Here is a 22,175-nt window from a genome sequence, read left to right on the forward strand (position 1 = left end):
CAGCTTTGTGCTGTAAAGCCCATATTACGTTCAGTTCAGGAGAAGGCGATGTCTTCAAATTTAGATTTAAACGCTAAGAAAGCGACAAAAATAAATTTATTCAATTTTAGTGTTCCAGCGATGCGAGCCTTCCATATGAGTTGGCTCGCTTTTTTTGTCTGTTTTTTTGCATGGTTTGCATGCGCACCACTTATGCCTGTGATTGCTGGTGAGTTCCATTTAACCAAAGATCAAATTGCCAATATCAATATTGCAGCAGTCGCAATTACGATTTTGGTACGTCTTATTGTTGGGCCATTATGTGATAAATATGGGCCAAGGAAAACGTATACCGCTTTATTACTTATTGGCAGTATTCCTGTATTTGGAGTGGCTGCTGCCAATAGTTATGAATCCTTTCTTTTTTTCAGATTATTAATTGGTGCGATTGGGGCAAGCTTTGTCATCACTCAATATCACACCAGTATTATGTTTGCGCCTAATGTCGTAGGAACCGCCAATGCCGCTTCTGCGGGTTGGGGTAATGCTGGTGGAGGAGCAACTCAGGCAATTATGCCGGTGTTGTTATCCGCATTAGTCATGTTCGGTGTTGAACAGGCAATGGGCTGGAGAGTTGCACTTATTGTACCGGGCTTGATGATGGTGGTGGTTGGTATTCTCTATTGGAAATTCACCCAAGATGCCCCTCAAGGAAATTATAAAGATCTACGTGCGCAAGGTATTCAAGTTGGGAGTGATAAAAAAGGTGGTGTAGCAATTTTGATGCATGCCGCACGTAACTATCGTGTCTGGATTCTATTCGGTGCGTATGCTGCCTGCTTTGGTATTGAAATTTTCATTCATAACATTATTGCAATGTATTACGTCAATAACTTTAACTTTGGATTAAAAGAAGCAGGTTTTGCTGCGGGGATTTTTGGTCTGCTTGCTTTATTTGCACGTGCTTTGGGCGGAATTGTTTCAGATAAAGTGGCTATCAAAAAAGGGCTGGATGGTCGTACTAAAGTGCTATTTGTGATGATTTTGGGGGAAGGGTTATTTCTCATTTTATTTTCTCAAATGAACAGTGCAATGCTGGCGATCATCAGTATGACTGTGTTTGCACTATTTACTCATATGGCGTGTGGTGCAACATATGCTTTGGTGCCGTTTATTGATCGTGATGCTTTAGGTGGTGTTGCTGGCATTATTGGTGCTGGTGGAAATGTCGGTGCAGTCGCAGCAGGTTTCCTGCTTAAAGGAATGATAGACATTCAAACGTGTTTAATGGTGTTAGGTGGTTTGGTGGTGATTGCTGCAGGTTTTGTGATGCTGATTCGTTTCTCAGTTGAACATAAAGTCAAAGAACAGCGCCTATTTGAACAGGCAGTTCTTGAACGTAACAATCTTGTTTAGACAGATCTAACATCATTCAGAGGAGAACACCCATGAAACTCATCATGATTGGCCATGGTATGGTCGGCCACAAATTTATCGAAGCCATCTTAGAAAAAGCAGATGATGAACTGGAAATTACCATCCTTGCTGAAGAGCCGCGTATTGCCTATGACCGCGTACATTTAACCGAATATTTTTCAGGAAAATCAGCAAAAGATTTATCATTGGCGCGTTTTGACTTTGCTGATGCACATGGTATTGATCTACGACTCAATACTAAAGCGATTGCAATCGATGCTGCTGAACAAACGGTTACTACCAATTTTGGTGATGTTATTCACTACGATAAATTGGTTTTAGCAACCGGCTCATATGCTTTTGTTCCTCCTATTTCGGGCAATGATCGTGAAAACTGTTTTGTCTATCGTACTATTGAAGATTTAGATGCGATTCGTGCAGCAAGCTTAAATGCCAAATCAGGTGTGGTAATTGGTGGCGGTTTGCTCGGTTTGGAGGCTGCTAAAGCCCTGCGTGATTTGAATCTGGAAACTCATGTGGTCGAGTTTGCACCGCGTTTAATGGCAGTACAGATTGATGATTTAGGCGGTAAAGTTTTACGCCGTAAAATCGAAAATCTTGGGGTAAACGTTCATACCCAAAAAGCCACGCAATGTATTGAATCAGGTGAAAGTGCCACACATGCTATGAAGTTTGCTGATGGTAGCGTACTTGAAACTGACATTATTCTATTCTCAGCGGGGATCCGTCCGCGTGATGAATTAGCACGTGTGAGTGGTTTAGCACTTGGCGAACGAGGGGGTATTAAAATCAATGATTATTGTCAAACCTCAGATGATAATATTTATGCGATTGGTGAATGCGCACTTTGGGATAATAAAATCTATGGTTTAGTCGCACCAGGCTATGATATGGCACGAATTGCTGCAAAACATATTCTTGCTGAAGAAACCCATTGTTTTGCAGGTGCAGATATGAGCACCAAGTTAAAACTGATGGGTGTTGATGTCGCTTCGGTGGGTGATGCACATGGCATGACCCCAAACTCAGTTAGCTATTTCTATGCTGATGAAGATGCATTGGTTTATAAAAAAATTGTGGTTGATGCCGACAAAACTAAATTGCTTGGTGCAGTACTCGTAGGTGATGCCAAAAAATATAATGATCTTTTGCAAATGATGTTGAATGGACTCCCGCTTCCAGAAACTCCTGAAAGTTTGATCATGCCTGGTTTTGCTGATGTAGGTGCAAAAACGGGTGGTAGTGGTGTCGATTTGTTACCGGATAGTGCCATCATCTGTTCATGTAACAATGTCTCTAAAGCGGATATTTGCCAAGCCATCAGTGAGGGTTCAACTTCTTTAGGCGCTTTGAAAAAATGTACTAAAGCCGCAACGGCGTGTGGTGGTTGTGCGCCCCTTGTGACTCAAGTCTTAAAATCTGAATTGCAACGTCAGGGTGTAACGGTCAATAACCATATTTGTGAGCATTTTCCATACTCACGCCAAGAGTTGTATCACTTGGTTCGTGTCAATGAAATCAAAACCTTTGATGATTTAATTCAACACTATGGTCATGGTTTAGGTTGTGATATTTGCAAACCTACAGCTGCAAATATATTGGCATCATGCTGGAATGATTTTGTTTTAAAACCAAATCATGCAGGTCTACAAGACAGTAACGATTACTACTTGGGCAATATACAAAAAGATGGTTCTTACTCTGTCGTGCCGCGTATGGCAGGAGGTGAAGTTACACCTGATGGTTTGATTGCTGTAGGACAAATTGCTAAAAAATACAACCTTTATACCAAAATCACAGGTGGACAACGTGTCGACTTATTTGGCGCACAAATTCATCAATTGCCTTTCATCTGGGAAGAACTCAACGCAGCAGGTTTTGAGTCTGGGCACGCTTACGGTAAATCACTGCGTACCGTGAAATCATGTGTAGGAAGTACATGGTGTCGTTATGGTGTAGATGATTCTGTCGGTTTAGCGATTGAGCTGGAAAACCGTTATAAAGGTCTGCGTTCACCGCATAAATTGAAAATGGCAGTATCAGGTTGTACCCGTGAATGTGCTGAAGCGCAGAGTAAAGATGTGGGTGTGATCGCGACTGAAAAAGGCTGGAACTTATATGTTTGCGGTAATGGTGGTATGAAACCAAGGCATGCAGAGTTACTGGCTTCCGACCTTGATACCAAAACCCTGATTCGTTATATCGACCGTTTTTTCATGTTTTATATCCAAACAGCAGATCGTTTACAACGCACCAGTGTGTGGCGTGACAATATGGAAGGTGGGTTGGACTATCTGAAATCAGTTATCGTCAATGATTCATTGGGTTTAGCTGAAGAACTTGAGCGCCGTATGAGTCACGTCGTGGGTACATATCAAGATGAATGGCGCACAGCGGTTGAAGATCCAGAAATTCGTAAACGCTTTCAAACCTATATTAATGCAAGTTCAGATCAACAAGCTGATCCGCATATTCAATTTACTAAAGTTCGGGATCAGATTCGTCCTTTGAATCAGGCTGAACGTTCAGAAGACCGTATACCTATGGTTGAAGCATAAGGAAATAGAGATGACCAGTTTAAAGAACATCAATATGCTACCAGAAAGTCACTGGGTGGATGTATGTAACTTAGACGATATTACGCCTAATACAGGTGTGGGCGCGCTCATTGAAGGTCAGTCGGTCGCATTATTTCGTGTAGGTTACGAGAAACGCATTTATGCGCTTAGTAATAAAGACCCATTCAGCCACGCCAATGTAATGTGTCGTGGCATTATTGGAGATTTACAAGGGGAACGTGTCATCGCATCTCCAATTTATAAGCAACATTTTAGTTTGGCAACTGGACGTTGTCTGGAAGATAAAGACCAAAAATTATTGGTTTTCCCGACCAAAATTGAGAATGGCCGGGTTTGGGTGGGTACAGTTCCACAAAAAACGTATATTACTAATAATGGCGCTGTGCAAGAAAAGCTGAAACTGGTGCTGATTGGTAATGGTTTAGCGGGTATGCGTTGTTTAGAAGACCTACTTGACATGGCACCAGATCGTTATGAGGTGACCGTTATTGGGGAAGAACCTTGGGGTAATTACAACCGTATTATGCTATCACCCGTTTTGTCAGGCGAAAAAACTATTGATGACATTATGTTACATCCACATGTGTGGTATAGCGAAAAAGGCATTAAATTGATTGCCGATGATCCTGCTGTAAAGATTGATCGTACCCAGAAAGTCGTACACACAGAGAAAGGTGAACATGTAGATTATGATCGATTGATCATTGCAACAGGCTCGAAGCCTTTCATTCCTCCAGTGCAAGGTTCTGATTTGAATGGAGTGATTAGTTTTCGTGATATTTATGACGTGAATACTATGCTCAAATATTGTGAAACCAAGAAAAATGCAGTGGTAATCGGTGGCGGTTTATTGGGACTGGAAGCAGCTTATGGTCTCAAACAACGAGGCATGAATGTGACAGTGCTGCATTTGATGAACCGAATTATGGATCGTCAACTGGATAAACGTGCCAGCGCGATGTTACGCCATAGCATTGAGCAAAAAGGCATTAATATTATTACTGAAGCGAATACAGAGGCTTTAATTGGTAATGACGGTCATGTCAGCCAAGTTCGGCTTAAGGATGGAACGTTGCTTGAAGCTGATTTAGTCATCTTCGCAGTCGGTATTCGTCCAAATATTAACTTGGCTCATAATGCAGGATTACGATGTAATCGCGGTATTTTAGTCAATGACACGATGCAAACCTTTGACCCAAGTATCTATGCAGTGGGCGAATGTATCGAGCATCGTAATCAAACTTTTGGTTTGGTTGAGCCACTTTGGGGACAAGCATTTATTTGTGCAACGCACTTGGCTGAACATGGAAGTTTGACATTTAAATCACCTACAGTTCCAACTCAGTTAAAAGTCAGTGGTGTGGATGTTTTCTCTGCTGGTCGAATTGATTTAGAAAATAGCGAACCAAAAGAAGATTATGAAGACATCATTTTAAATGACGATAAACGTCAAATTTACAAACGTATTATTATCCAGAAAGACAAAGTGATTGGCGCAGTTTTGTTCGGTGATACTGAAGATGGAATGTGGTATGCCGAGTTGATCGCAGATCAAACACCCGTTTCAACATTTAGAAATAAATTGTTATTTGGTAAGGATTTTGCAATGAAAAAGGCAGGGTAATATTTCTAAGAGGTTAAATTCCTGAAAATAAGATGAAAACTCAGCAAGACTCTTGAGAGTAAGCATCTTTAGAGAGATTAACGAGTTAAAGGGGCAGTCATGAACAGTATTCAATCTTTAGAACACAGTCGCTCCGAGCAAGCAGGAACCATCGTTACAAAAACAACGTGTCCTTACTGTGGTGTTGGATGTGGGGTAGATGTCAGTGTCCAATATAAAGCACAGGGCGCTATAGTAAAAGTTGCGGGTGATATGAATCATCCTTCAAATTTTGGACGGTTGTGTATTAAAGGTAGCAATCTGGCTGATACTTTGGGACTGGAAACCCGTGTATTACATCCGATGTTTGGTCGTAAAAACCATCGTACAGTCACTACATGGAATCAAGCTATTGAAAAAATTGCAGTTAAGTTTCAAGCCTGTATTGACCAATACGGACGCGACAGTATTGCATTTTATGTCTCAGGTCAGTTGTTGACTGAAGACTATTATGTAGTCAATAAATTCGTTAAAGGCTATTTGGGCACTGCTAATATTGATACTAACTCGCGCTTATGTATGTCATCTGCGGTTGCGGCACATAAACGCGCCTTTGGGGAAGATATTGTTCCTGCCAGTTATGAAGACTTTGAACATACGGACATGGTGGTTTTAGTTGGTTCTAACACCGCATGGTGCCATCCAGTTTTGTATCAACGTATCATGCAAGCCAAGACCAAGAATCCAGATTTATTTGTGGTGGTGGTAGATCCTCGTTTTACCAGTACCTGTGAGCAAGCAGATCTACATTTGCCTATTTTACCTGGTCAGGATGTGGCTTTATTCAATGGTTTATTTCAGCACTTATATAACCATAATCATGTCGATCATCATTTTGTTGAAACATACACAGAAGGTTTACAGGCTTTATTAGATGTTAGTAAAAGTGAATCTGATTTCAATAAGCTAGAGAAACGCACAGGAATTTCAGCAGAAAAATTACAACTGTTTTTTGATAAATTTGCGCACACCAAGAAAGTAATGACGTTATTTTCAATGGGGGTGAATCAATCTTCACAGGGGGTGAATAAAGCCAATAGTATTATCAATTGTCATTTATTGACTGGAAAAATTGGGAAATTAGGAGCAGCGCCGTTTTCAATGACAGGGCAACCGAATGCTATGGGCGGTCGTGAGGTGGGTGGACTTGCCAATATGTTGGCAGCTCATTTGGATTTGGATAATCCCTCACACCAAAATCTAGTACAAGATTTCTGGAATAGTCCTTTGATTGCCAAACAAGCAGGTTTAAAAGCTGTTGATCTGTTCCAGGCCATAGAAAGCGGCAAAATTAAAGCAATCTGGATTATGGCCACCAATCCTGTAGTGAGCTTACCAGATGCAGATCAAGTTAAACGCGCATTGGAAAAATGTGAGTTTGTAGTGGTTTCAGATATTTGCGCAGATACGGATACTACGGCCTATGCTGATGTGCTCTTGCCTGCATTAGGTTGGGGTGAAAAAGATGGAACGGTCACCAATTCTGAGCGCCGCATTTCACGGCAACGCGCATTTCTGGCTCCTCCTAAGCAAGCCAAAGCAGATTGGTGGGCAGTGTGTGAAGTTGCAAAAAAACTGGGATTTGCTGGTTTTGATTTTAATCACGCTTGTGACATTTTTAATGAACATGCTGCTTTATCTGCTTATCAAAATGTAAGTGTAGAACAACGTGATCACGTCGAAAATTTTCGCTATTTCAATTTAAAAGGCTTAATGAATTTAAGTGTAGAAGAATATGACCATCTTCGCCCCACGCAATGGCCTGTATGGGAAAAAGATCAAAATATAAGCGTTGAGCAATTGTTCGATCAAGGAAGTTTTAGCAATAAAAATAAAAGAGCCAAGCTAATTGCGACCGTTGCGATTGATCCTGTCCATGCTCTTTCCACAGATTATCCATTAATTTTGAATACAGGTCGTATTCGTGATCAATGGCATACCATGACCCGCACTGGTTTATCGGCAAATCTAACCACCCATAGAGCCGAGCCGTTTTGTGAGATACATCCAAATGATGCATTAAAATTTGGTATTCGAGATAAAGCTTTAGTTGAAGTGCGTTCAGAATGGGGCAGTTGTGTATTACGGGTAACACTCGCTCAAGGCATACGCCGTGGACAAATTTTTGCCCCAATTCACTGGACGGAGCAAGTGGCATCAGATGCCCGGATTGGCAAAGTGGTCAATCCCGTGGTGGATGTAATCTCAGGTGAGCCAGAGTTTAAACACACGCCAGTTGCTATTCAGCCATTTCATACTACGTGGCAAGGGGTTTTATATGTGCGTGATGGCTTTGAACATTACATCAAGTCATCATTGCAAAATTGCGCATGGTGGACCAAGATTAAGACGGCGAAGGCAATACGTTATGAGATAGCGGATCGTCAAAGTTTTCATCAAATTCAGAAAAATCTAAAAAACTTTTTACCTTTTGTCGATGAGACTTATGAATGGTTAAGCCTTGAAGATATTTCATCGCAACTCAGTCATAGTATTATTTTGCAAAATGGCATTTTGATTGCAAGTTTGTATATTGCACCTTCTGATTTATTGCCTGATCGGGATTGGGTCGCAAGTCTATTTAAGCGTGAGCGTTTGAGCGCCTTGCATCGTAAAGCATTGCTTGCAGGGACTCCAATGTCTGCCTCGAATAATGATGGACCATTGGTCTGCAGTTGCTTTAAAGTAGGAAAAAATAAGATTATTGAAACCATTAAAATGCAAAATATCACGCATGAAAAACAAGTCACTGCATGTTTAAAAGCGGGTGGAAACTGTGGTTCATGTTTACCTGAAATTCGTGGTCTTATTAAAGCTTGTCAGCAGGAGGCTGAAGTATGAAGAAATATCCTCATACAGATTTGGTCATTTTAGCCGGTGGCCAGGCGCGACGTATGAATGGCGTAAACAAGTTATTACAAACCTTTGATGATCAAATTCAACTTTTAAAGATTTACAATACATTCAAAGATCAGGTTGGAAAGATCTGGATCAATAGTCACCGCGATAGTGGACTTTATCAGCAAATTATTCCTGATATTCAATGTTATGCAGATGATCAGGCTGGCTTTTTAGGGCCATTGATGGGGATGAAAAGTGCATGGGCACATGTTCAGGCCGATTATGTCTTATTTATTCCCTGTGATGTCACTTATATTCCTAATAAGGTCATCCAAACTTTGCATGAGACTTTACTTCAGGATCAACACGCAATGATGTCTTATGTGAATATAAATGGAGATGCACTCTATCCATTTTGTTTGATGAAGCGAACCAGTTGCACAGTTTTACAACAACATTTGCAGGAAAAGCAATTAAGCTTAAATAAATGCAGAAAAGATTTGCATGCACAGGTTGCATATTTCCGTAAACATCGATTATTTTTTCATAGTATTAATTCACTGGATGAACTTCAGCAGTATAAACAATTGAATTATCTTACATGACCCGATGATAAATATATATGCAGCATGAAACGAGTTTAAATGCATGAATGGAATTGCTTCGATAACCCCATCGATTTTTCAGGATCAATATGGGCGTAATAAACGGAAACTAAGAATTTCCGTAACGGATCGGTGCAATTTCAAATGTGTGTATTGTATGCCAGAACATCCTGAATGGATGAAGAAACAAGACTTACTGAGCTTTGAAGCACTTTATCAGTTTTGTGATTTTATGGTGCAAAATGGAATTGAAAAAATCCGTATTACGGGTGGTGAACCCCTCATGCGTTTAGGGGTTGTTCATTTTATTAGGGATTTGCAAAAATTGCGGCATAAAGGCCTCAAACGTATTTCAATCACGACCAATGCCCATTATCTGGCTAAATATGCACATGATTTGAAACTGGCGGGTCTGGATGATCTGAATATTAGCTTGGACAGCTTAGATCCTGAACAATTTTTATCATTAACTAAAAAAAAATTAAAACCCGTTTTGGATGGAATTGCTGCCGTTCAAGCAGTGGGCTTGCCGTTTAAAATTAATACTGTTTTGATGAAAGGTAAAAATGATGACCAGATTTTACCTATGGTGAACTGGGCAAACCATCATAATATTTCATTACGATTTATTGAATTTATGCCGCTAGATGGAGATCAAAAGTGGACGCAGGCAGATGTAGTTACAGAGCAGGATATTTTAGAGACTTTATCTCACCAATTTCACATCCAAGAACTCAAACAAGAACATGAACCTGCCCGATTGTATCGTTTAAATGGTGAATATGAGGTGGGGATTATCTCGACGATTAGCCATTCATTTTGTGGTGAATGTGATCGTATTCGTTTAACCGCACAAGGCGAACTTTATAACTGCTTATTTGCAACACAAGGGCTTATGCTTAAGCCATTACTTAATCAATTGGTGTCAGAAAAAGATGAGAAGAGTCGTCAGTTTGTCCAGCAAACTCTATATCAGCAAACCTCTGCGTATATCTGGCGCAAAGCGAAAGGTTTTCATAGCCTGAACCAACAATCCCGAAAAATTAGTATGCATATGTTAGGAGGGTAAACATGTCCACTATTCAGGTCAAAATAGAAGCCTATGGTGCCATAGAACGACAGCTTCCTCCTCAATTGGCTTTGGATTATCCCAGTGCAATTTTGGTCGGTGATGTACTGCATCAAATTACTGAACAATTCCCTCAGGCAGAAAAAGCATTAGAACGCTGTGCCTGTGCGATAGGTGAAGATATCGTGTCGCGTCAAGCCACTTTAAAGCATGATTGTACGTTAGTACTTTTGTCACCTGTAGCAGGAGGGTGATATGAAAGAATTTCAACGAATACAAGCACAAGATTTACGTCTGGAAACTTTTGACTGTATCAGTGAATTTCCAGAATGTGGTGGTATTGGTATTTTTCAGGGAACTGTGCGCAATCATCATGAAGGACGTGCAGTAAAAGCTTTAAAGTACACCTCTTATACACCTGTAGCTGAAAAAATGATTCGTCAGATTGAACAGGAGATTACTCAAAAATATGGAGTTTCCTATGTGCGTGTTATTCATCGGATTGGTGCTTTGGATATTGGAGGAATGGCGATTATTGCAGTGGCCTATGCAGCGCATCGCCGTGAAGCTTTTCAGGCGTGTGAAGAAGCGGTTGAGCGCGTCAAACATGAAGTTCCGATCTGGAAAGAAGAATTTTATATGGATGGAACCAGTCAATTTGTAGAAGGTTGTTGTATTCGTAAAGATCATGACTCTATCGAACATCATCACCATTCACATCAACATCAGCACTAATTTTATTTACGGATCAATGAATGAAAAATGTAGGCATGAAACCTGAAAGTTATCGGATTGCCGAAGCTCAAGCTATTTTATATGCGCCGCCCCATTGTATTGAATTATTGCGTCAAGGGAATACTGAAAAAGGCGATGCACTGAAAACTGGTCGTATCGCTGGTATTTTGGCGGCAAAACGTACTGATGAGTTAATCCCACTTTGCCATCCGTTGCCTATTTATCGTGCTGAAGTTGATTATGAACTGCATGAGAACTTTGTAGAAATTTTAACAACTGTTGAAACTATTGGGCCAACAGGAGTAGAAATGGAGGCGCTAACTGCTGCGAGTATTGCCGGATTAACGCTTTATGACATGCTAAAACCGCATTGTGAACCTGAAGACTTGGTGCTGGATCAATGTAAGTTATTGAAGAAAAAGGGGGGTAAATCGCACTTTAAACGTACCCTACGTCAGCCTGTTTCAGCTGCTGTGATTGTACTTTCCGATACTGTAGCCGCGGGGAAAAAGCCAGATACTGCTGGGAAGTCAGTCTTAGAGACTTTAACGGAGGCAGGTTTTACGCCTATCCATTATCAAATCTTGCCAGATGACGCAGAGCAGATTAAAGAACTGGTATTAGAACTGACCAAATCTTATGCCTGTATTATTACTGTAGGGGGTACAGGAATTGGCAACCGAGATGTTACCGTCGACACACTCGAACCACTGCTTGAACGTAAACTGGATGGGCTGATGGAAGCAGCCCGTGCTTTTGGTCAGCGCCGTACCCCTTATGCCGCTATGTCTCGTGGTGTTGCTGGTTTTATCGATCGTTCTTTGGTCATGACTTTACCAGGAAGCCGCGGTGGCGCTTCTGAATCAATGGCTGCACTTTTGCCTGCAATTGTGCATATTTTCGATGTCTGCCGTGATTTACCACATCCTGGAGGGTATGAATAATGTCTGCCTGTGGTTTTGAACATGGACTAATTAGTATTGATGAGGCAATTCAATATATTTTGAGTACACCAAAAGTATTGGCGACAGAGTCTATTCCATTAAAAAATAGCCTAAGCAGATATGTGGCTGAACCTGTGTATTCTCCAGTAAATTTACCCGGCTTTGATCAAAGTGCTGTAGATGGTTATGCTTTATGCTCAAATCAAACCGAGATCAAAGATCAAGAGTTTAAATTAATCGGTGAAATTCGAGCGGGTGAGGAAAGTACGTTACGTTTAACTGCGGGTGAGGCAATTCGTATTTTTACGGGTGGAAAAATCCCTGAAGGAACCACCACCGTTGCAAGACAGGAAATCGTAAAAAAGATTGATAATCAGAATATCCAGATAACTGAACATTTAAATATTTCTGCTGATATTCGAAGGCAAGGTGAGGAAGTAACGCAAGGACAATGTTTAGCAAATGCAGGACAATATATGAATATTGGAAGTCTTGCTGCGCTAAGTATGGCAGGGGTTGAGACACTTAATGTATTTAAATTGCCTAAGGTTGCTGCAGTCGTAACAGGCGATGAAGTTACTCAATCACAAAATAGCCTAAGCAATGCACACGTTTTTGATGCCAATGGTCCTTTATTAGAAAATTGGCTTCAACAATATGGAATTCATGCCAATGTGCTTCATATAGAAGATCAGGAAAAGGCAGTAACAGAGCTATTTGACCGGTTAAAGTCAGAATATGATGTGATCATTACAACCGGTGGAGTTTCTGTTGGAGATTATGATTTTGTACGTCCATGTTCAATGACGGTCGGTTTTGAACAGATGTTCTGGAAAGTGAAACAGAAACCAGGTAAACCGCTTTATTTTGCCAAGTATGAAAAACAACAAAGAAGTTGCTATTTACTGGGTTTGCCGGGAAATCCAGCTGCAGTATATGTCTGCATGCAAATTTATGGCAAATTATTATTAGATGCTTTACAAAATAAACGTGAGCCACAGCCATGGTTTAAAGCGCGCCTCACCCAAGAACTTAAAGCGGATAACCGTGAACGTTTCTTACGGATGGTTGCAACTTTTAATCAAAGCACACTTGAAGTGAGTGCTTTAGCTAGGCAACAATCTCATATGTTAAGCAACCTGATGCAAACCAATTGTTTAGTACGCATACCAGCAGCTAAACAAATGAACATAGGTGAGCTGGTAGAAGGTCTATTTATCTAAAAATAAAAGGTTCATAATGTTAAAACAGTTTGGTTTATTTTCCTGTTTATGCATCACCACATGCTTTGTTTCGGCGGGGGAAGTACGAGTTTACGCAGCACCAAGTTTAGCCAATGCTTTAACTGACATTGTAAAACTTTATCAACAGCAACATAGTGAGAGTAAGGTTATTACTGTATTTGCAGATCCAATGGCTATGCTAAAACAAACGCAACAGGGAACAAATGCTGATATTTATTTATCAACAGACAAAACACAGTTACCGTCTCTTAGCCAAAAGAAATTGATCAGTAAAAATCGCGCCAAATATTTAATCAGTGATCAATTGGTCGCAATTACATCAGTGAATATGGATATTCCATTTGGCCAGTCAAAACAGTTTAATTTTGCTCAAGCTTTTAAGGGAAATCTATGCACTGCTCAACTCGATTCGAGCGCTTTGGGAGTTTATACCAAACAAAGCTTAACTCATCTGGGTTGGTTATCAAATATACAGTCGCGTATCACACAACATGATGATACAACCAGCATTTTAAATTCCGTTCAAAATGGAAAATGTGATGTTGGAATCACGTTCCAAACCGATGCCTTAACAAGCAAGAAAGTCAAAATGATGGGTTTCTTTCCCTCAAATACGCATGATCCTATTGATTACTATATGAGTTTAACTTCGCAAGGCAAAACCAACAAAACTGCGACCCAGTTTGAGCGATTTATTTTAACCAATCCTAAAGTGAGATCTTTGTTATTAAACTATGGCTTTACCCATAAAAAATAGTCTTATTTGAGTGTTTAAATGATGAGTACGGCTAGATATTTTTATGCAATGAAACGTATGATTAAGGCGAAGCTAAATAAAATCGGGAACAGTGATGAAATGGGATGATATTGGTGAACAACCATGCTCAATCGCTCGGACATTATCCATTATGGGTGATCGCTGGACGATGCTTATTTTGCGTAACTGCTTTTTAGGTACTCGACGCTTTGATGATTTTCAGTCACACCTAGGAGTCACCCGCCATGTATTATCAGAACGTTTAAAACGTCTGGTTGAACATGGAATATTGGTGAAAACCCCTTATGTTGATCGACAGGAACGCTTTGAATATCGTTTAACTGAAAAAGGCTTAGAGCTTTATCCTGTTCTTTTGTCTATGGCGAATTGGGCGGATAAATGGATGGATGGTGGAAATGGCGCGCCGATGTTATATCAGCATAAGCTTTGTGGGCATACATTTAAACCCGTTTTAGCCTGTTCAGAGTGTGGTGAGGCAATACATCCTAAACAGGTCTTAGCTAAACCAAGTCCTGCTTACTCGATTTATATGCAACAGATTCAAAAGAAAAAGGCTTAAAATTAAATCTACGAACGCCGTGCGTAATGCATGGCTTTTTGTAGAATTGCATAAACGTCTCGATGCATGCATTGTGCGACATTAAACCTTAAAAATTGCTGGAATTTATCTGATTGACTAAATGAGTTTCCTAGAGCCAAGATCACACCTTTTTCAGCACAATACTGCACCATTTTTTCAATATCAATGTCTGCTGGCAGTTCACACCAAAGGAAAATACCAGCTTTAGGCATAATCCAGAGTTTTATTCCTAATTTTTCAAGCATTTGAGCAGAAAATTGCCTTGCCTCAGCTAATCGACTTTTGAGTTGCTCCATATGTTTACGATAGCCACCTTCAGTCAATGTCTTGTACAAAATCTGAGCCGATAAATTGCTATGACTAAAACTGGTTGCAACTTTTAGATCGACTAAATGATCAATCCATTCAGTTTTTGCCACAATATAGCCACAACGCACTGAAGCTGAAAGGGTTTTAGAAAAGCTACCAATATAAATGCTATGTTTAAGACCATCTAAAGCGCTAAAACGTGGAGAATGTGTCGTTTCAAAATCTGAAAATATATCATCTTCGATTACCACCATATTGGCTTGTTCAATGAGAGAAACCAATTGATGTGCTGTGGGCTGTGAAAGGGTCGCACCAGTGGGATTGTGAATACCCGAATTGGTGATATACATTCGTGGACGATGTTCCTCAATGGCGTGTTTAAATGCATCAATATCTGGGCCTTGTGCAGTATACGGAATCCCAATAATCTTGACTTGATGAACTTTAAGCAAAGCACGAAAATTAAAATAACAAGGGTCATCAACCAATACGACATCATTAGGTTTTAATAAAAAACGACAAATTAAATCAATTGAATAAGAACCCGAATCAGTCAATAAAATTTGCTGAGGTGTCACTTCTATACCCTTAGTATATAAACGTCTTGCCAATAGTTCACGTAAACCTAATAAACCTAAAGGTGGAGAATAATTCACTAATTCAAAGACTGAACCCTTAGATACATCTCGAATCGCTTTACGCAAAGTTTCATGCGGCATCCAGTCATCAGGAAGCCAGCCACAGCCCAATTTGATCAATTGCGGTGGGGCTTCCAGAAGCTGACGTGAAATCCATAGAGGATCGAGATTTTTTTCACGAATTGGATCTATATGAGAAAGAATTAGGGGTTCAAGTGGCGCACAGACAAAGAAACCAGCACCTGCCCGTGATTCAATAATCCCTAGGGAAGCCAAACGTTCATACGCTTCTACAATAGTAGCAACTGAAAAATTGAGTTCTTTGGCTAAAGCTCTGATTGAAGCTAAACGCATGCCTGGAGTGAGTCGACGACTTTTTAACTGTTCATCGATGTGGTGAATCACTTGCTCAATTTTAGTCATGATGATCAAATTTTGCTGTACTGGTTATTGTTACAGTACAGTTTTTTGAAATTGTACTGGATTGTCTCTGTTAAAAAACATAACACAGAATTATAAAAATAGTAATGAAATAAGAGTAATACCGATATGAATCCACAGATTTTGGCATGGTGCAGTGGTTTAATTGGAGTGATCATTTTTTCTGGTTCACTCCCTGCTACACGTATAGCGGTCATGGATATGAGTCCGTGGTTATTGACAGGAAGCCGTGCAGTGATTGGAGGAATGATTGCCCTGATTTTATTAAAATTATTAAAAGTCAAAAGACCCGATGCACAGGATCGAGTTGGACTAATCTACGTGGCTTTAGGCGTAGTGATTGGTTTTCCTCTCTTTACTGCATTGGCCTTGCAGTATATGACTGCTGCTTATTCAATCGTATTTGTTGGGTTATTACCTTTAAGCACAGCCGTTTTCGCGGTTATACGGGGCGGTGAACGCCCTAAACCGATTTTTTGGATATTTGCACTTTTAGGTAGTGCTCTGGTGCTGCTATATATTTTTTTGGAAAGGACGCCTAGTGCTACACATATGTTAGGTATCTTGTATATGTTGGCAGCAATTATTGTCTGTGGCTTAGGTTATGCAGAAGGGGGAAAATTATCACGAAAAATAGGCGGATGGCAGGTAATCTGCTGGGCACTCGTGATCTCTTTACCTGTGATGTTGATGATCACTATTCTTAATTACTCGACTCTAACCATAAGCCATTTATCTTTCTCGGCGTTACTTGCATTGCTGTATGTTTCTTTGTTTAGCATGCTCATTGGTTTTTTCTTTTGGTATCATGGTTTGGCACAAGGCGGAATCGCAACGGTAGGTCAATTACAATTATTACAACCTTTATTTGGATTGGCATTAGCAGCATTGCTATTACATGAATCGATCAGCTGGATCATGTTACTTATACTTTTAGGAATCATTATATGTGTAGCATTTGCCAAAAAATTTGCCTAAATTTATAGACAATTTGCAGGTTTGGGCACGCCAGCTAAACGGCTTAAATGTCGAGCGACCAGACCTGTATTAAATCTTTGCTGAAGTATAGCGTTATCAATTTCTGGACTAACAGTTTTCATTAAATATTTAATTAGAGGGCGGGTTGCAGGTGAATGGCCAAATTGCTGATAAAATTGGCGAACGGCATGTAAAATTTCAAAATGCCAATCTGTTAACTCTAAATCCAAAGATCTTGCGAGCTCTTGAGCAACCTGATTATTCCAGATTGTATAATCCACAAGATGTCCATCATGATCGAGTTCTAACTGCATAAAATAGCCTAAGCACCACATAGAAATTATTTTAACGAAATACAACGTTCAAATTGTAAAACCAAATCTGCAAACTGAGTAGAGTTTAATAGGGTAAAAGATGGGATTAAATTCAAATCCAATAAAACCTGTTCAGATTCAAGACAATAGCATTGAGCAAAATAGTCTAAATCTGCTTGAGTCAGCATAGAAAGAGCCTCACCAAAAAAAATAACCTGATCTTGCTGATCATAGATTTGTTTGAGTTTGGCTAAAACGCTTTGTGTAGCAGAGGAGGAAGATTGAATCAAATAAAGTGAAGAATTCATTGCCTTGTTTCCTTACCAATACAAAACATATTTAAAAGATTGAATGAATTTTGCATCCAATTCAATAAATTCAATTTCTTGTTGGCTATCGCGTACAAAAGCATGATCTTGAAATCTGGATTCAACTAGAATGGGACTAAGATCATAAAATTCAAAGCTTTCGATCATATTTGAGGCGGGTTTAAATGCATGCTTAATCTGCTCAAATGTGACTTCTGATTTGAGCAGACTCAGGGCAGCATCTTGTAATAGTACTTTTATTGGAGTACCAAACGTCGCTAAAACCATGGTGGCTGCAATGCTCTCATTGACTTGCAGGGTACTTAAATTTGCCTGTGTTAAAATCACGAGTACAGTTTTCACACAATTTACCTTTTAAAAGCAACACTCTAACCATATAAAACGTGTTTAAAATTGAACAATACGTGCAGATGATTGCAAGGCATCCGCCAGTTCTCCAAGCCCAACGAGTTCAAAACCATGAGCTAGATTGGAATCTGACAGATGATGCCGCTTAGCATTTTCTTCATCAGTTATGCCGCGATTTAAGGCAGCACTTACACAAACTGGTAAACGGATGGAAAGTTTTCGCCATTCGTTTGTTAAATGGCGTTGATCATCGGGAAACCACTGCAAACCATTTGCAACTTGCACGCCATCTTGGTAAAAGAAAACATGAAGTGTTTCACCTTTTTTGTGAAGTGCTTGAGCTAATTCAAAAGCATGCCATGCATGAACAGATGTAGGAGCAGAAGTAACTAACAGTAATGTACTCATTGAAATTTCACTTTGGTCATGAGTCTGGTCAGTGATGGGTCATACACATCGTATTAAGTAGGTAAGTATACAATGATTTTGGTGACAGGTGGTTTAGGCTTTCTCGGTTCACATATTGCTTTGAGTCTTATGGCTCAAGGTCAAGAAGTTATATTAGTCGATAATCTGGCAAATGCATCATTACAAACACTAGAACGTCTTGAATATATCTCAGGAATGTATGTTCCTTTTGTTAAAGTGGATGTCCGCAATACACCTGCGCTAAATAAAGTGTTTGAGCAATATTCGATAGATGCTGTAATTCATACGGCTGGCTTTAAATCTTTAGAAGAATCCAGATTAAAGCCACTTGAATACTATAACGATAATGTTAGCTGTATCATGAGTTTATTGCGTTCTATGCAGCGTACAGGTGTACGCAGACTTGTCCATCTCTCTAGTTTGGCCATATATGGGAAGAGTGGAATCGCACTGAGTGAAGATGAGTCTTTTGATTTCAGCTATGATAATCCCTACATCAAATCGCAACAGATGGTTGAAGAAATCATTCGGGATACTGTGAAAACGGATAATGAGTGGCAAGTTGCCATACTTCGTCTTTCAAATGTTGTAGGGGCCTTTGAACACGGCGTTTTAGGCGAAAATGTTGCTCAGCTACCAAAGAATATTGTGCCTTTAGCTTTACAAGTGGCTGCGATGCAACGTGATTCTCTAGAACTACAAAAAAATGTGGACACCAGTGACAAAACTGTCGAACGTAGTTTTATCCATGTCCTTGATGTCTGTGAAGCAGTATTTGCGAGTTTATACTGGTTAAACAATCAGCATCATTGTTGTGAAAGTTTTAATATCGCTCAAGATAATTTAACCTCAATCAGCTCTTTGATTAAAGTTATAAGCGAAGTAACAAACGCACCTATTGAAACGCATGATGCCTTATATACTCATAATGAAATTGCACAATTGGGTGCCGATATTTCCAAAGCAGAACAATTATTGAACTGGAAGCCAAAACGTAGTTTAGAAAAAATGATCGAAGACGAATGGCGTTTCTATCAAAATACATTAAAAGGTCAATAAGAAAATGATTCTTATTTACAAAAATGGACAGGTTGATTAGTATCTTGCCACTAGCCAAGCAATTTGATTGCTCCAGCCCGTATTGTCTTAAACAACATGAATAGAGGTTTTTATGCAAACTCGAATTGAACATGACACCATGGGTGAAGTTGAAGTCCCAAATGATGCACTTTGGGGTGCCCAGACGCAACGTAGTTTGCAAAACTTTAAGATAGGTCAGGAACGGTTACCTCGCCCAATGATCCGTGCAATGGGTTTGGTTAAGAAAGCTGCAGCAATCACCAACGCTGAATTAGCTCAGTTACCTTCGGATTTGAGTCAATATATTGTCGGGGCTGCTGAAGAAGTCATTGCAGGGCAATGGGACTCTCAATTTCCATTGGTTGTTTGGCAAACAGGTTCTGGTACTCAAAGTAATATGAACTGTAATGAAGTCATTGCCAATATTGCAAATCAAAAGCTAGGTAATGCTTTAGGTTCACAGTCACCTGTGCATCCGAATGATCATGTCAATCGTGCGCAGTCTACAAACGATTCATTCCCGACAGCTATTCATGTTGCTGCTTCACTACAGATTAATGAGTTATTGATTCCTGCTGTGCAAAGTCTACGCGATACCTTACAAAAAAAATCAGAGGAGTTTGCTGATATTGTAAAAATCGGTCGGACTCATTTACAAGATGCAACTCCTTTGACTTTAGGTCAGGAATTTAGTGGTTATGTTTCACAGCTTGATCATGGCTTAAAACGCTTACAACAAGCGCTTGAGGGGCTTTATGAGTTGCCACTTGGGGGTACGGCTGTTGGTACAGGTCTAAATGCTCATCCTGATTATGCGGTCAAAGCTGCACAGCAACTGGCAAATTTAACAGGATTGCCATTTATAACTGCTCCAAACAAATTTGAAGCGTTAGCAGGGCGTGATGCTGCTGTATTTGCCTCAGGTGCACTGAAAACTTTGGCAGCAAGTTTAAACAAAATTGCCAATGATATTCGTTGGTTAGCGAGTGGCCCACGTTGTGGTTTTGGTGAAATCAGAATTCCTGAAAATGAACCAGGCTCAAGTATCATGCCAGGTAAAGTCAATCCAACTCAAAGCGAAGCAATGACGATGGTGGTGGCTCAAGTGTTAGGGAATGACACCACCATTAATGTTGCGGGTGCATCGGGGAACTTTGAGCTAAACGTATTTATGCCTGTGATCGCATTTAATCTCTTACAATCGATTCAATTATTGGGAGATGCGTGTAATAGTTTCAATGAACATTGTGCAGTGGGTATCGAGCCAAACAAAGATAAAATCGACTATTTCTTACATAACTCATTGATGCTGGTAACTGCGTTAAATCCTGTTATTGGTTATGAAAATTCTGCCAAAGTAGCTAAAACTGCTTATAAGGAAAATAAGACCTTAAAACAGGTTGCTGTAGAGTTAGGATTGGTAACCGCTGAACAGTTTGATGAAGTGGTCAAACCTGAAAAAATGGTCTTTCCTAACGCGAAATAAGCCAAAATAAACACATCAGCAGTTTGTATCTAGTCTGGATGTGCGTACAATATATGCCTCTTAATACTGACTGCTGATGAAATTTACTATGCTTGATGTTTATTTGACAGATGTTCAAAAACATATTCAATTCAATGATTATCCCAGTGAACAACCTGTTAAATTTCTAATTAACCTAAAAAAAATATTTCCAAGTACAGCTGAGTTATTGCTTCCTGTATTGCCTGAAGACAATAATCTGGAAAATGTGACATGGGAATCGACTTCAGCAGATTTTGAAATCTTTAAAAAATTGTTGGAAGCATGGGGCATTATTGAATTACGTCTGAATGCCATGACTGCATTTAAGGATAAAGAGTTTGCCAATCAAATCGTCAAAAAAGCTCAAATTAAACGTAAGCAGCTTTCTATAAAACACTCCCAGCTTTCATTGGTTGATTTGGACTATATCTTTATACATGAAGTACATAGCCTGCTAGATGCAGAACTTATTGAAATTGGCGAAAGTTTTTATTTACCGACATTACGCCAAATCTGGAAAAATGAAGTTTCTGAACAAGTTTTATTTAGTAAGTTTTAATTATCATTAATAATTCAAAGTATTATTGTATTTTTTCTAATGAAACAATACGACAAAATGGCATAAAAAGTGCTATAAAAGAAAATGAAACATCGTTTTCATTTTCTTTAAAATTTTGTTGCAAATCATCAGGAAAAATACAATGTCGAATACTTTTCTTCCGCTCTTGCAAAATCGTCGTACCATTTATGCTATTGGTAAAAAACTCTCTCAAACTCCTGAACAGCTCACTGATTTAATTCAGGAAGCAATCCGTCAAAGCCCATCGTCTTTTAACTCACAGTCTTCACGTGCGGTTATTTTATTAAATGCTGAACACGAAAAATTTTGGAACTTTGTAAAAGAAAAATTACGTGAATATGCAACTGATGATGCAGCCTCTGCTAAAACCAGTGCAAAAATGGATAGCTTTGCTGCTGGAGTGGGTACGGTTTTATTTTTTGAAGATCAGGACGTGATCAAAGGTTTACAAGAACAATTTACGTCATATGCAGATAATTTCCCAATATGGGCAGAGCATTCAACTGCAATGGCACAACTCGCAGTTTGGACAGCATTGGCAGCAGAAAATGTGGGTGCTTCTTTACAGCATTATAATCCAATTGTAGATGATAAAGTGCACGCAGAATGGGACATTCCAAGCAGTTGGAAACTACGTGCCCAACTCGTATTTGGGTCAATTGAAGCGCCAGCAGGTGAAAAAGCCTATATTGATGATGCAGTCCGTTTTAAAGTATTTAAATAAAACTCAGCTTCAAAAAACCGAATTTAGCGTATGTTAAATTCGGT

22 protein-coding genes are annotated in these 22,175 nt (G+C 39.6%); 17 read left to right on the plus strand and 5 right to left on the minus strand.

The window, feature by feature from the left end; translation table 11 throughout:
* Positions 1–48 precede the first annotated feature (48 nt).
* The 12 genes from IAE20_RS07580 (at position 49) to IAE20_RS07635 (ending at position 14,433) form a co-directional block, all read left to right on the plus strand.
* Positions 49–1,395: an MFS transporter gene (locus IAE20_RS07580; RefSeq protein ID WP_200481900.1), complete on the plus strand. Its 1,347-nt coding sequence runs from the start codon at positions 49–51 to the stop codon at positions 1,393–1,395.
* Positions 1,396–1,427: 32 nt separating this feature from the next.
* On the plus strand, positions 1,428–3,974 hold the full coding sequence (nirB, locus tag IAE20_RS07585; protein ID WP_200481899.1) for a nitrite reductase large subunit NirB: 2,547 nt from the start codon (positions 1,428–1,430) through the stop codon (positions 3,972–3,974).
* A gap of 10 nt (positions 3,975–3,984) precedes the next feature.
* Entirely contained in the window at positions 3,985–5,619 is a 1,635-nt protein-coding gene (gene nirD, locus IAE20_RS07590; RefSeq protein WP_200481898.1) for a nitrite reductase small subunit NirD, read from the plus strand.
* Between the two features lie 99 nt (positions 5,620–5,718).
* Positions 5,719–8,499, plus strand: coding sequence for a nitrate reductase (locus IAE20_RS07595; RefSeq protein WP_200481897.1), 2,781 nt, complete (start codon positions 5,719–5,721; stop codon positions 8,497–8,499).
* Positions 8,496–9,104, plus strand: a complete 609-nt coding sequence (locus IAE20_RS07600; RefSeq protein WP_200481896.1) for an NTP transferase domain-containing protein — start codon at positions 8,496–8,498, stop codon at positions 9,102–9,104. The genes IAE20_RS07595 and IAE20_RS07600 overlap by 4 nt, the downstream gene beginning before the upstream one ends.
* A gap of 43 nt (positions 9,105–9,147) precedes the next feature.
* Complete coding sequence (gene moaA, locus IAE20_RS07605; protein WP_200481895.1) at positions 9,148–10,173, plus strand: GTP 3',8-cyclase MoaA; 1,026 nt, start codon at positions 9,148–9,150, stop codon at positions 10,171–10,173.
* 2 nt (positions 10,174–10,175) lie between these two features.
* A complete protein-coding gene (locus IAE20_RS07610) occupies positions 10,176–10,427 on the plus strand; it encodes a MoaD/ThiS family protein (protein ID WP_200460218.1) in 252 nt (83 codons plus the stop codon).
* A gap of 1 nt (position 10,428) precedes the next feature.
* Positions 10,429–10,908, plus strand: coding sequence for a molybdenum cofactor biosynthesis protein MoaE (locus IAE20_RS07615; protein WP_200481894.1), 480 nt, complete (start codon positions 10,429–10,431; stop codon positions 10,906–10,908).
* A 20-nt stretch (positions 10,909–10,928) separates the two neighbouring features.
* On the plus strand, positions 10,929–11,852 hold the full coding sequence (moaCB, locus tag IAE20_RS07620; RefSeq protein WP_200481893.1) for a bifunctional molybdenum cofactor biosynthesis protein MoaC/MoaB: 924 nt from the start codon (positions 10,929–10,931) through the stop codon (positions 11,850–11,852).
* On the plus strand, positions 11,852–13,075 hold the full coding sequence (locus IAE20_RS07625; RefSeq protein WP_200481892.1) for a molybdopterin molybdotransferase MoeA: 1,224 nt from the start codon (positions 11,852–11,854) through the stop codon (positions 13,073–13,075). Before moaCB ends, IAE20_RS07625 begins: the two co-directional genes overlap by 1 nt.
* A 16-nt stretch (positions 13,076–13,091) precedes the next feature.
* On the plus strand, positions 13,092–13,853 hold the full coding sequence (gene modA, locus IAE20_RS07630) for a molybdate ABC transporter substrate-binding protein (protein ID WP_200481891.1): 762 nt from the start codon (positions 13,092–13,094) through the stop codon (positions 13,851–13,853).
* Positions 13,854–13,947: 94 nt separating this feature from the next.
* Positions 13,948–14,433, plus strand: a complete 486-nt coding sequence (locus tag IAE20_RS07635; protein WP_200481890.1) for a winged helix-turn-helix transcriptional regulator — start codon at positions 13,948–13,950, stop codon at positions 14,431–14,433.
* Between the two features lie 8 nt (positions 14,434–14,441).
* Here the strand turns inward: IAE20_RS07635 and IAE20_RS07640 are convergent, their stop codons facing one another.
* A complete protein-coding gene (locus IAE20_RS07640) occupies positions 14,442–15,824 on the minus strand; it encodes a PLP-dependent aminotransferase family protein (protein ID WP_200481889.1) in 1,383 nt (460 codons plus the stop codon).
* 126 nt (positions 15,825–15,950) lie between these two features.
* Between IAE20_RS07640 and IAE20_RS07645 the strand changes: the two genes are divergently transcribed.
* Positions 15,951–16,820: a DMT family transporter gene (locus IAE20_RS07645; protein ID WP_200481888.1), complete on the plus strand. Its 870-nt coding sequence runs from the start codon at positions 15,951–15,953 to the stop codon at positions 16,818–16,820.
* 2 nt (positions 16,821–16,822) lie between these two features.
* Here IAE20_RS07645 and IAE20_RS07650 read toward each other — a convergent pair whose 3' ends face one another.
* Genes IAE20_RS07650 through tusD form a run of 4 tightly spaced genes read right to left on the minus strand, consistent with a single transcriptional unit; the run spans position 16,823 to position 18,219 of the window.
* A complete protein-coding gene (locus IAE20_RS07650; protein WP_200481887.1) occupies positions 16,823–17,134 on the minus strand; it encodes a TusE/DsrC/DsvC family sulfur relay protein in 312 nt (103 codons plus the stop codon).
* Between the two features lie 26 nt (positions 17,135–17,160).
* A complete protein-coding gene (locus tag IAE20_RS07655) occupies positions 17,161–17,442 on the minus strand; it encodes a hypothetical protein (RefSeq protein WP_200481886.1) in 282 nt (93 codons plus the stop codon).
* A gap of 12 nt (positions 17,443–17,454) precedes the next feature.
* Positions 17,455–17,805, minus strand: coding sequence for a hypothetical protein (locus tag IAE20_RS07660; RefSeq protein WP_200481885.1), 351 nt, complete (start codon positions 17,803–17,805; stop codon positions 17,455–17,457).
* Between the two features lie 45 nt (positions 17,806–17,850).
* A complete protein-coding gene (tusD, locus tag IAE20_RS07665; protein WP_200460229.1) occupies positions 17,851–18,219 on the minus strand; it encodes a sulfurtransferase complex subunit TusD in 369 nt (122 codons plus the stop codon).
* A 72-nt stretch (positions 18,220–18,291) separates the two neighbouring features.
* Between tusD and galE the strand changes: the two genes are divergently transcribed.
* From galE to IAE20_RS07685, 4 genes are all read left to right on the plus strand, one after another.
* Positions 18,292–19,299 (plus strand): UDP-glucose 4-epimerase GalE, encoded by a 1,008-nt coding sequence (gene galE / locus IAE20_RS07670; protein WP_200481884.1) that lies wholly within the window; start codon positions 18,292–18,294, stop codon positions 19,297–19,299.
* Between the two features lie 112 nt (positions 19,300–19,411).
* Positions 19,412–20,806 carry a class II fumarate hydratase gene (gene fumC / locus IAE20_RS07675; RefSeq protein ID WP_200481883.1) on the plus strand — a complete coding sequence of 465 codons (1,395 nt, stop codon included), beginning with the start codon at positions 19,412–19,414 and terminating at the stop codon, positions 20,804–20,806.
* Between the two features lie 88 nt (positions 20,807–20,894).
* On the plus strand, positions 20,895–21,386 hold the full coding sequence (locus tag IAE20_RS07680; RefSeq protein WP_200481882.1) for a hypothetical protein: 492 nt from the start codon (positions 20,895–20,897) through the stop codon (positions 21,384–21,386).
* A gap of 142 nt (positions 21,387–21,528) precedes the next feature.
* The gene (locus tag IAE20_RS07685) at positions 21,529–22,131 is read left to right on the plus strand and encodes a nitroreductase family protein (protein WP_200481881.1); all 603 of its coding nucleotides are present in this window, start codon (positions 21,529–21,531) and stop codon (positions 22,129–22,131) included.
* Positions 22,132–22,175 lie beyond the last annotated feature (44 nt).

The organism is Acinetobacter sp. S54 (assembly GCF_016624945.1).
Lineage (GTDB): Bacteria > Pseudomonadota > Gammaproteobacteria > Pseudomonadales > Moraxellaceae > Acinetobacter.

Coding starts and splice junctions, on each gene's coding strand:
- modA (WP_200481891.1), top strand. CDS start 13,092: ATGTTAAAACAGTTTGGTTTATTTTCCTGTTTATGCATCACCACATGC.
- nirD (WP_200481898.1), top strand. CDS start 3,985: ATGACCAGTTTAAAGAACATCAATATGCTACCAGAAAGTCACTGGGTG.
- IAE20_RS07580 (WP_200481900.1), top strand. CDS start 49: ATGTCTTCAAATTTAGATTTAAACGCTAAGAAAGCGACAAAAATAAAT.
- IAE20_RS07600 (WP_200481896.1), top strand. CDS start 8,496: ATGAAGAAATATCCTCATACAGATTTGGTCATTTTAGCCGGTGGCCAG.
- tusD (WP_200460229.1), bottom strand. CDS start 18,219: ATGAGTACATTACTGTTAGTTACTTCTGCTCCTACATCTGTTCATGCA.
- IAE20_RS07650 (WP_200481887.1), bottom strand. CDS start 17,134: ATGCAGTTAGAACTCGATCATGATGGACATCTTGTGGATTATACAATC.
- IAE20_RS07615 (WP_200481894.1), top strand. CDS start 10,429: ATGAAAGAATTTCAACGAATACAAGCACAAGATTTACGTCTGGAAACT.
- nirB (WP_200481899.1), top strand. CDS start 1,428: ATGAAACTCATCATGATTGGCCATGGTATGGTCGGCCACAAATTTATC.
- IAE20_RS07680 (WP_200481882.1), top strand. CDS start 20,895: ATGCTTGATGTTTATTTGACAGATGTTCAAAAACATATTCAATTCAAT.
- IAE20_RS07685 (WP_200481881.1), top strand. CDS start 21,529: ATGTCGAATACTTTTCTTCCGCTCTTGCAAAATCGTCGTACCATTTAT.
- galE (WP_200481884.1), top strand. CDS start 18,292: ATGATTTTGGTGACAGGTGGTTTAGGCTTTCTCGGTTCACATATTGCT.
- IAE20_RS07625 (WP_200481892.1), top strand. CDS start 11,852: ATGTCTGCCTGTGGTTTTGAACATGGACTAATTAGTATTGATGAGGCA.
- IAE20_RS07610 (WP_200460218.1), top strand. CDS start 10,176: ATGTCCACTATTCAGGTCAAAATAGAAGCCTATGGTGCCATAGAACGA.
- IAE20_RS07595 (WP_200481897.1), top strand. CDS start 5,719: ATGAACAGTATTCAATCTTTAGAACACAGTCGCTCCGAGCAAGCAGGA.
- IAE20_RS07655 (WP_200481886.1), bottom strand. CDS start 17,442: ATGAATTCTTCACTTTATTTGATTCAATCTTCCTCCTCTGCTACACAA.
- IAE20_RS07635 (WP_200481890.1), top strand. CDS start 13,948: ATGAAATGGGATGATATTGGTGAACAACCATGCTCAATCGCTCGGACA.
- moaCB (WP_200481893.1), top strand. CDS start 10,929: ATGAAAAATGTAGGCATGAAACCTGAAAGTTATCGGATTGCCGAAGCT.
- fumC (WP_200481883.1), top strand. CDS start 19,412: ATGCAAACTCGAATTGAACATGACACCATGGGTGAAGTTGAAGTCCCA.
- IAE20_RS07645 (WP_200481888.1), top strand. CDS start 15,951: ATGAATCCACAGATTTTGGCATGGTGCAGTGGTTTAATTGGAGTGATC.
- moaA (WP_200481895.1), top strand. CDS start 9,148: ATGAATGGAATTGCTTCGATAACCCCATCGATTTTTCAGGATCAATAT.
- IAE20_RS07640 (WP_200481889.1), bottom strand. CDS start 15,824: ATGACTAAAATTGAGCAAGTGATTCACCACATCGATGAACAGTTAAAA.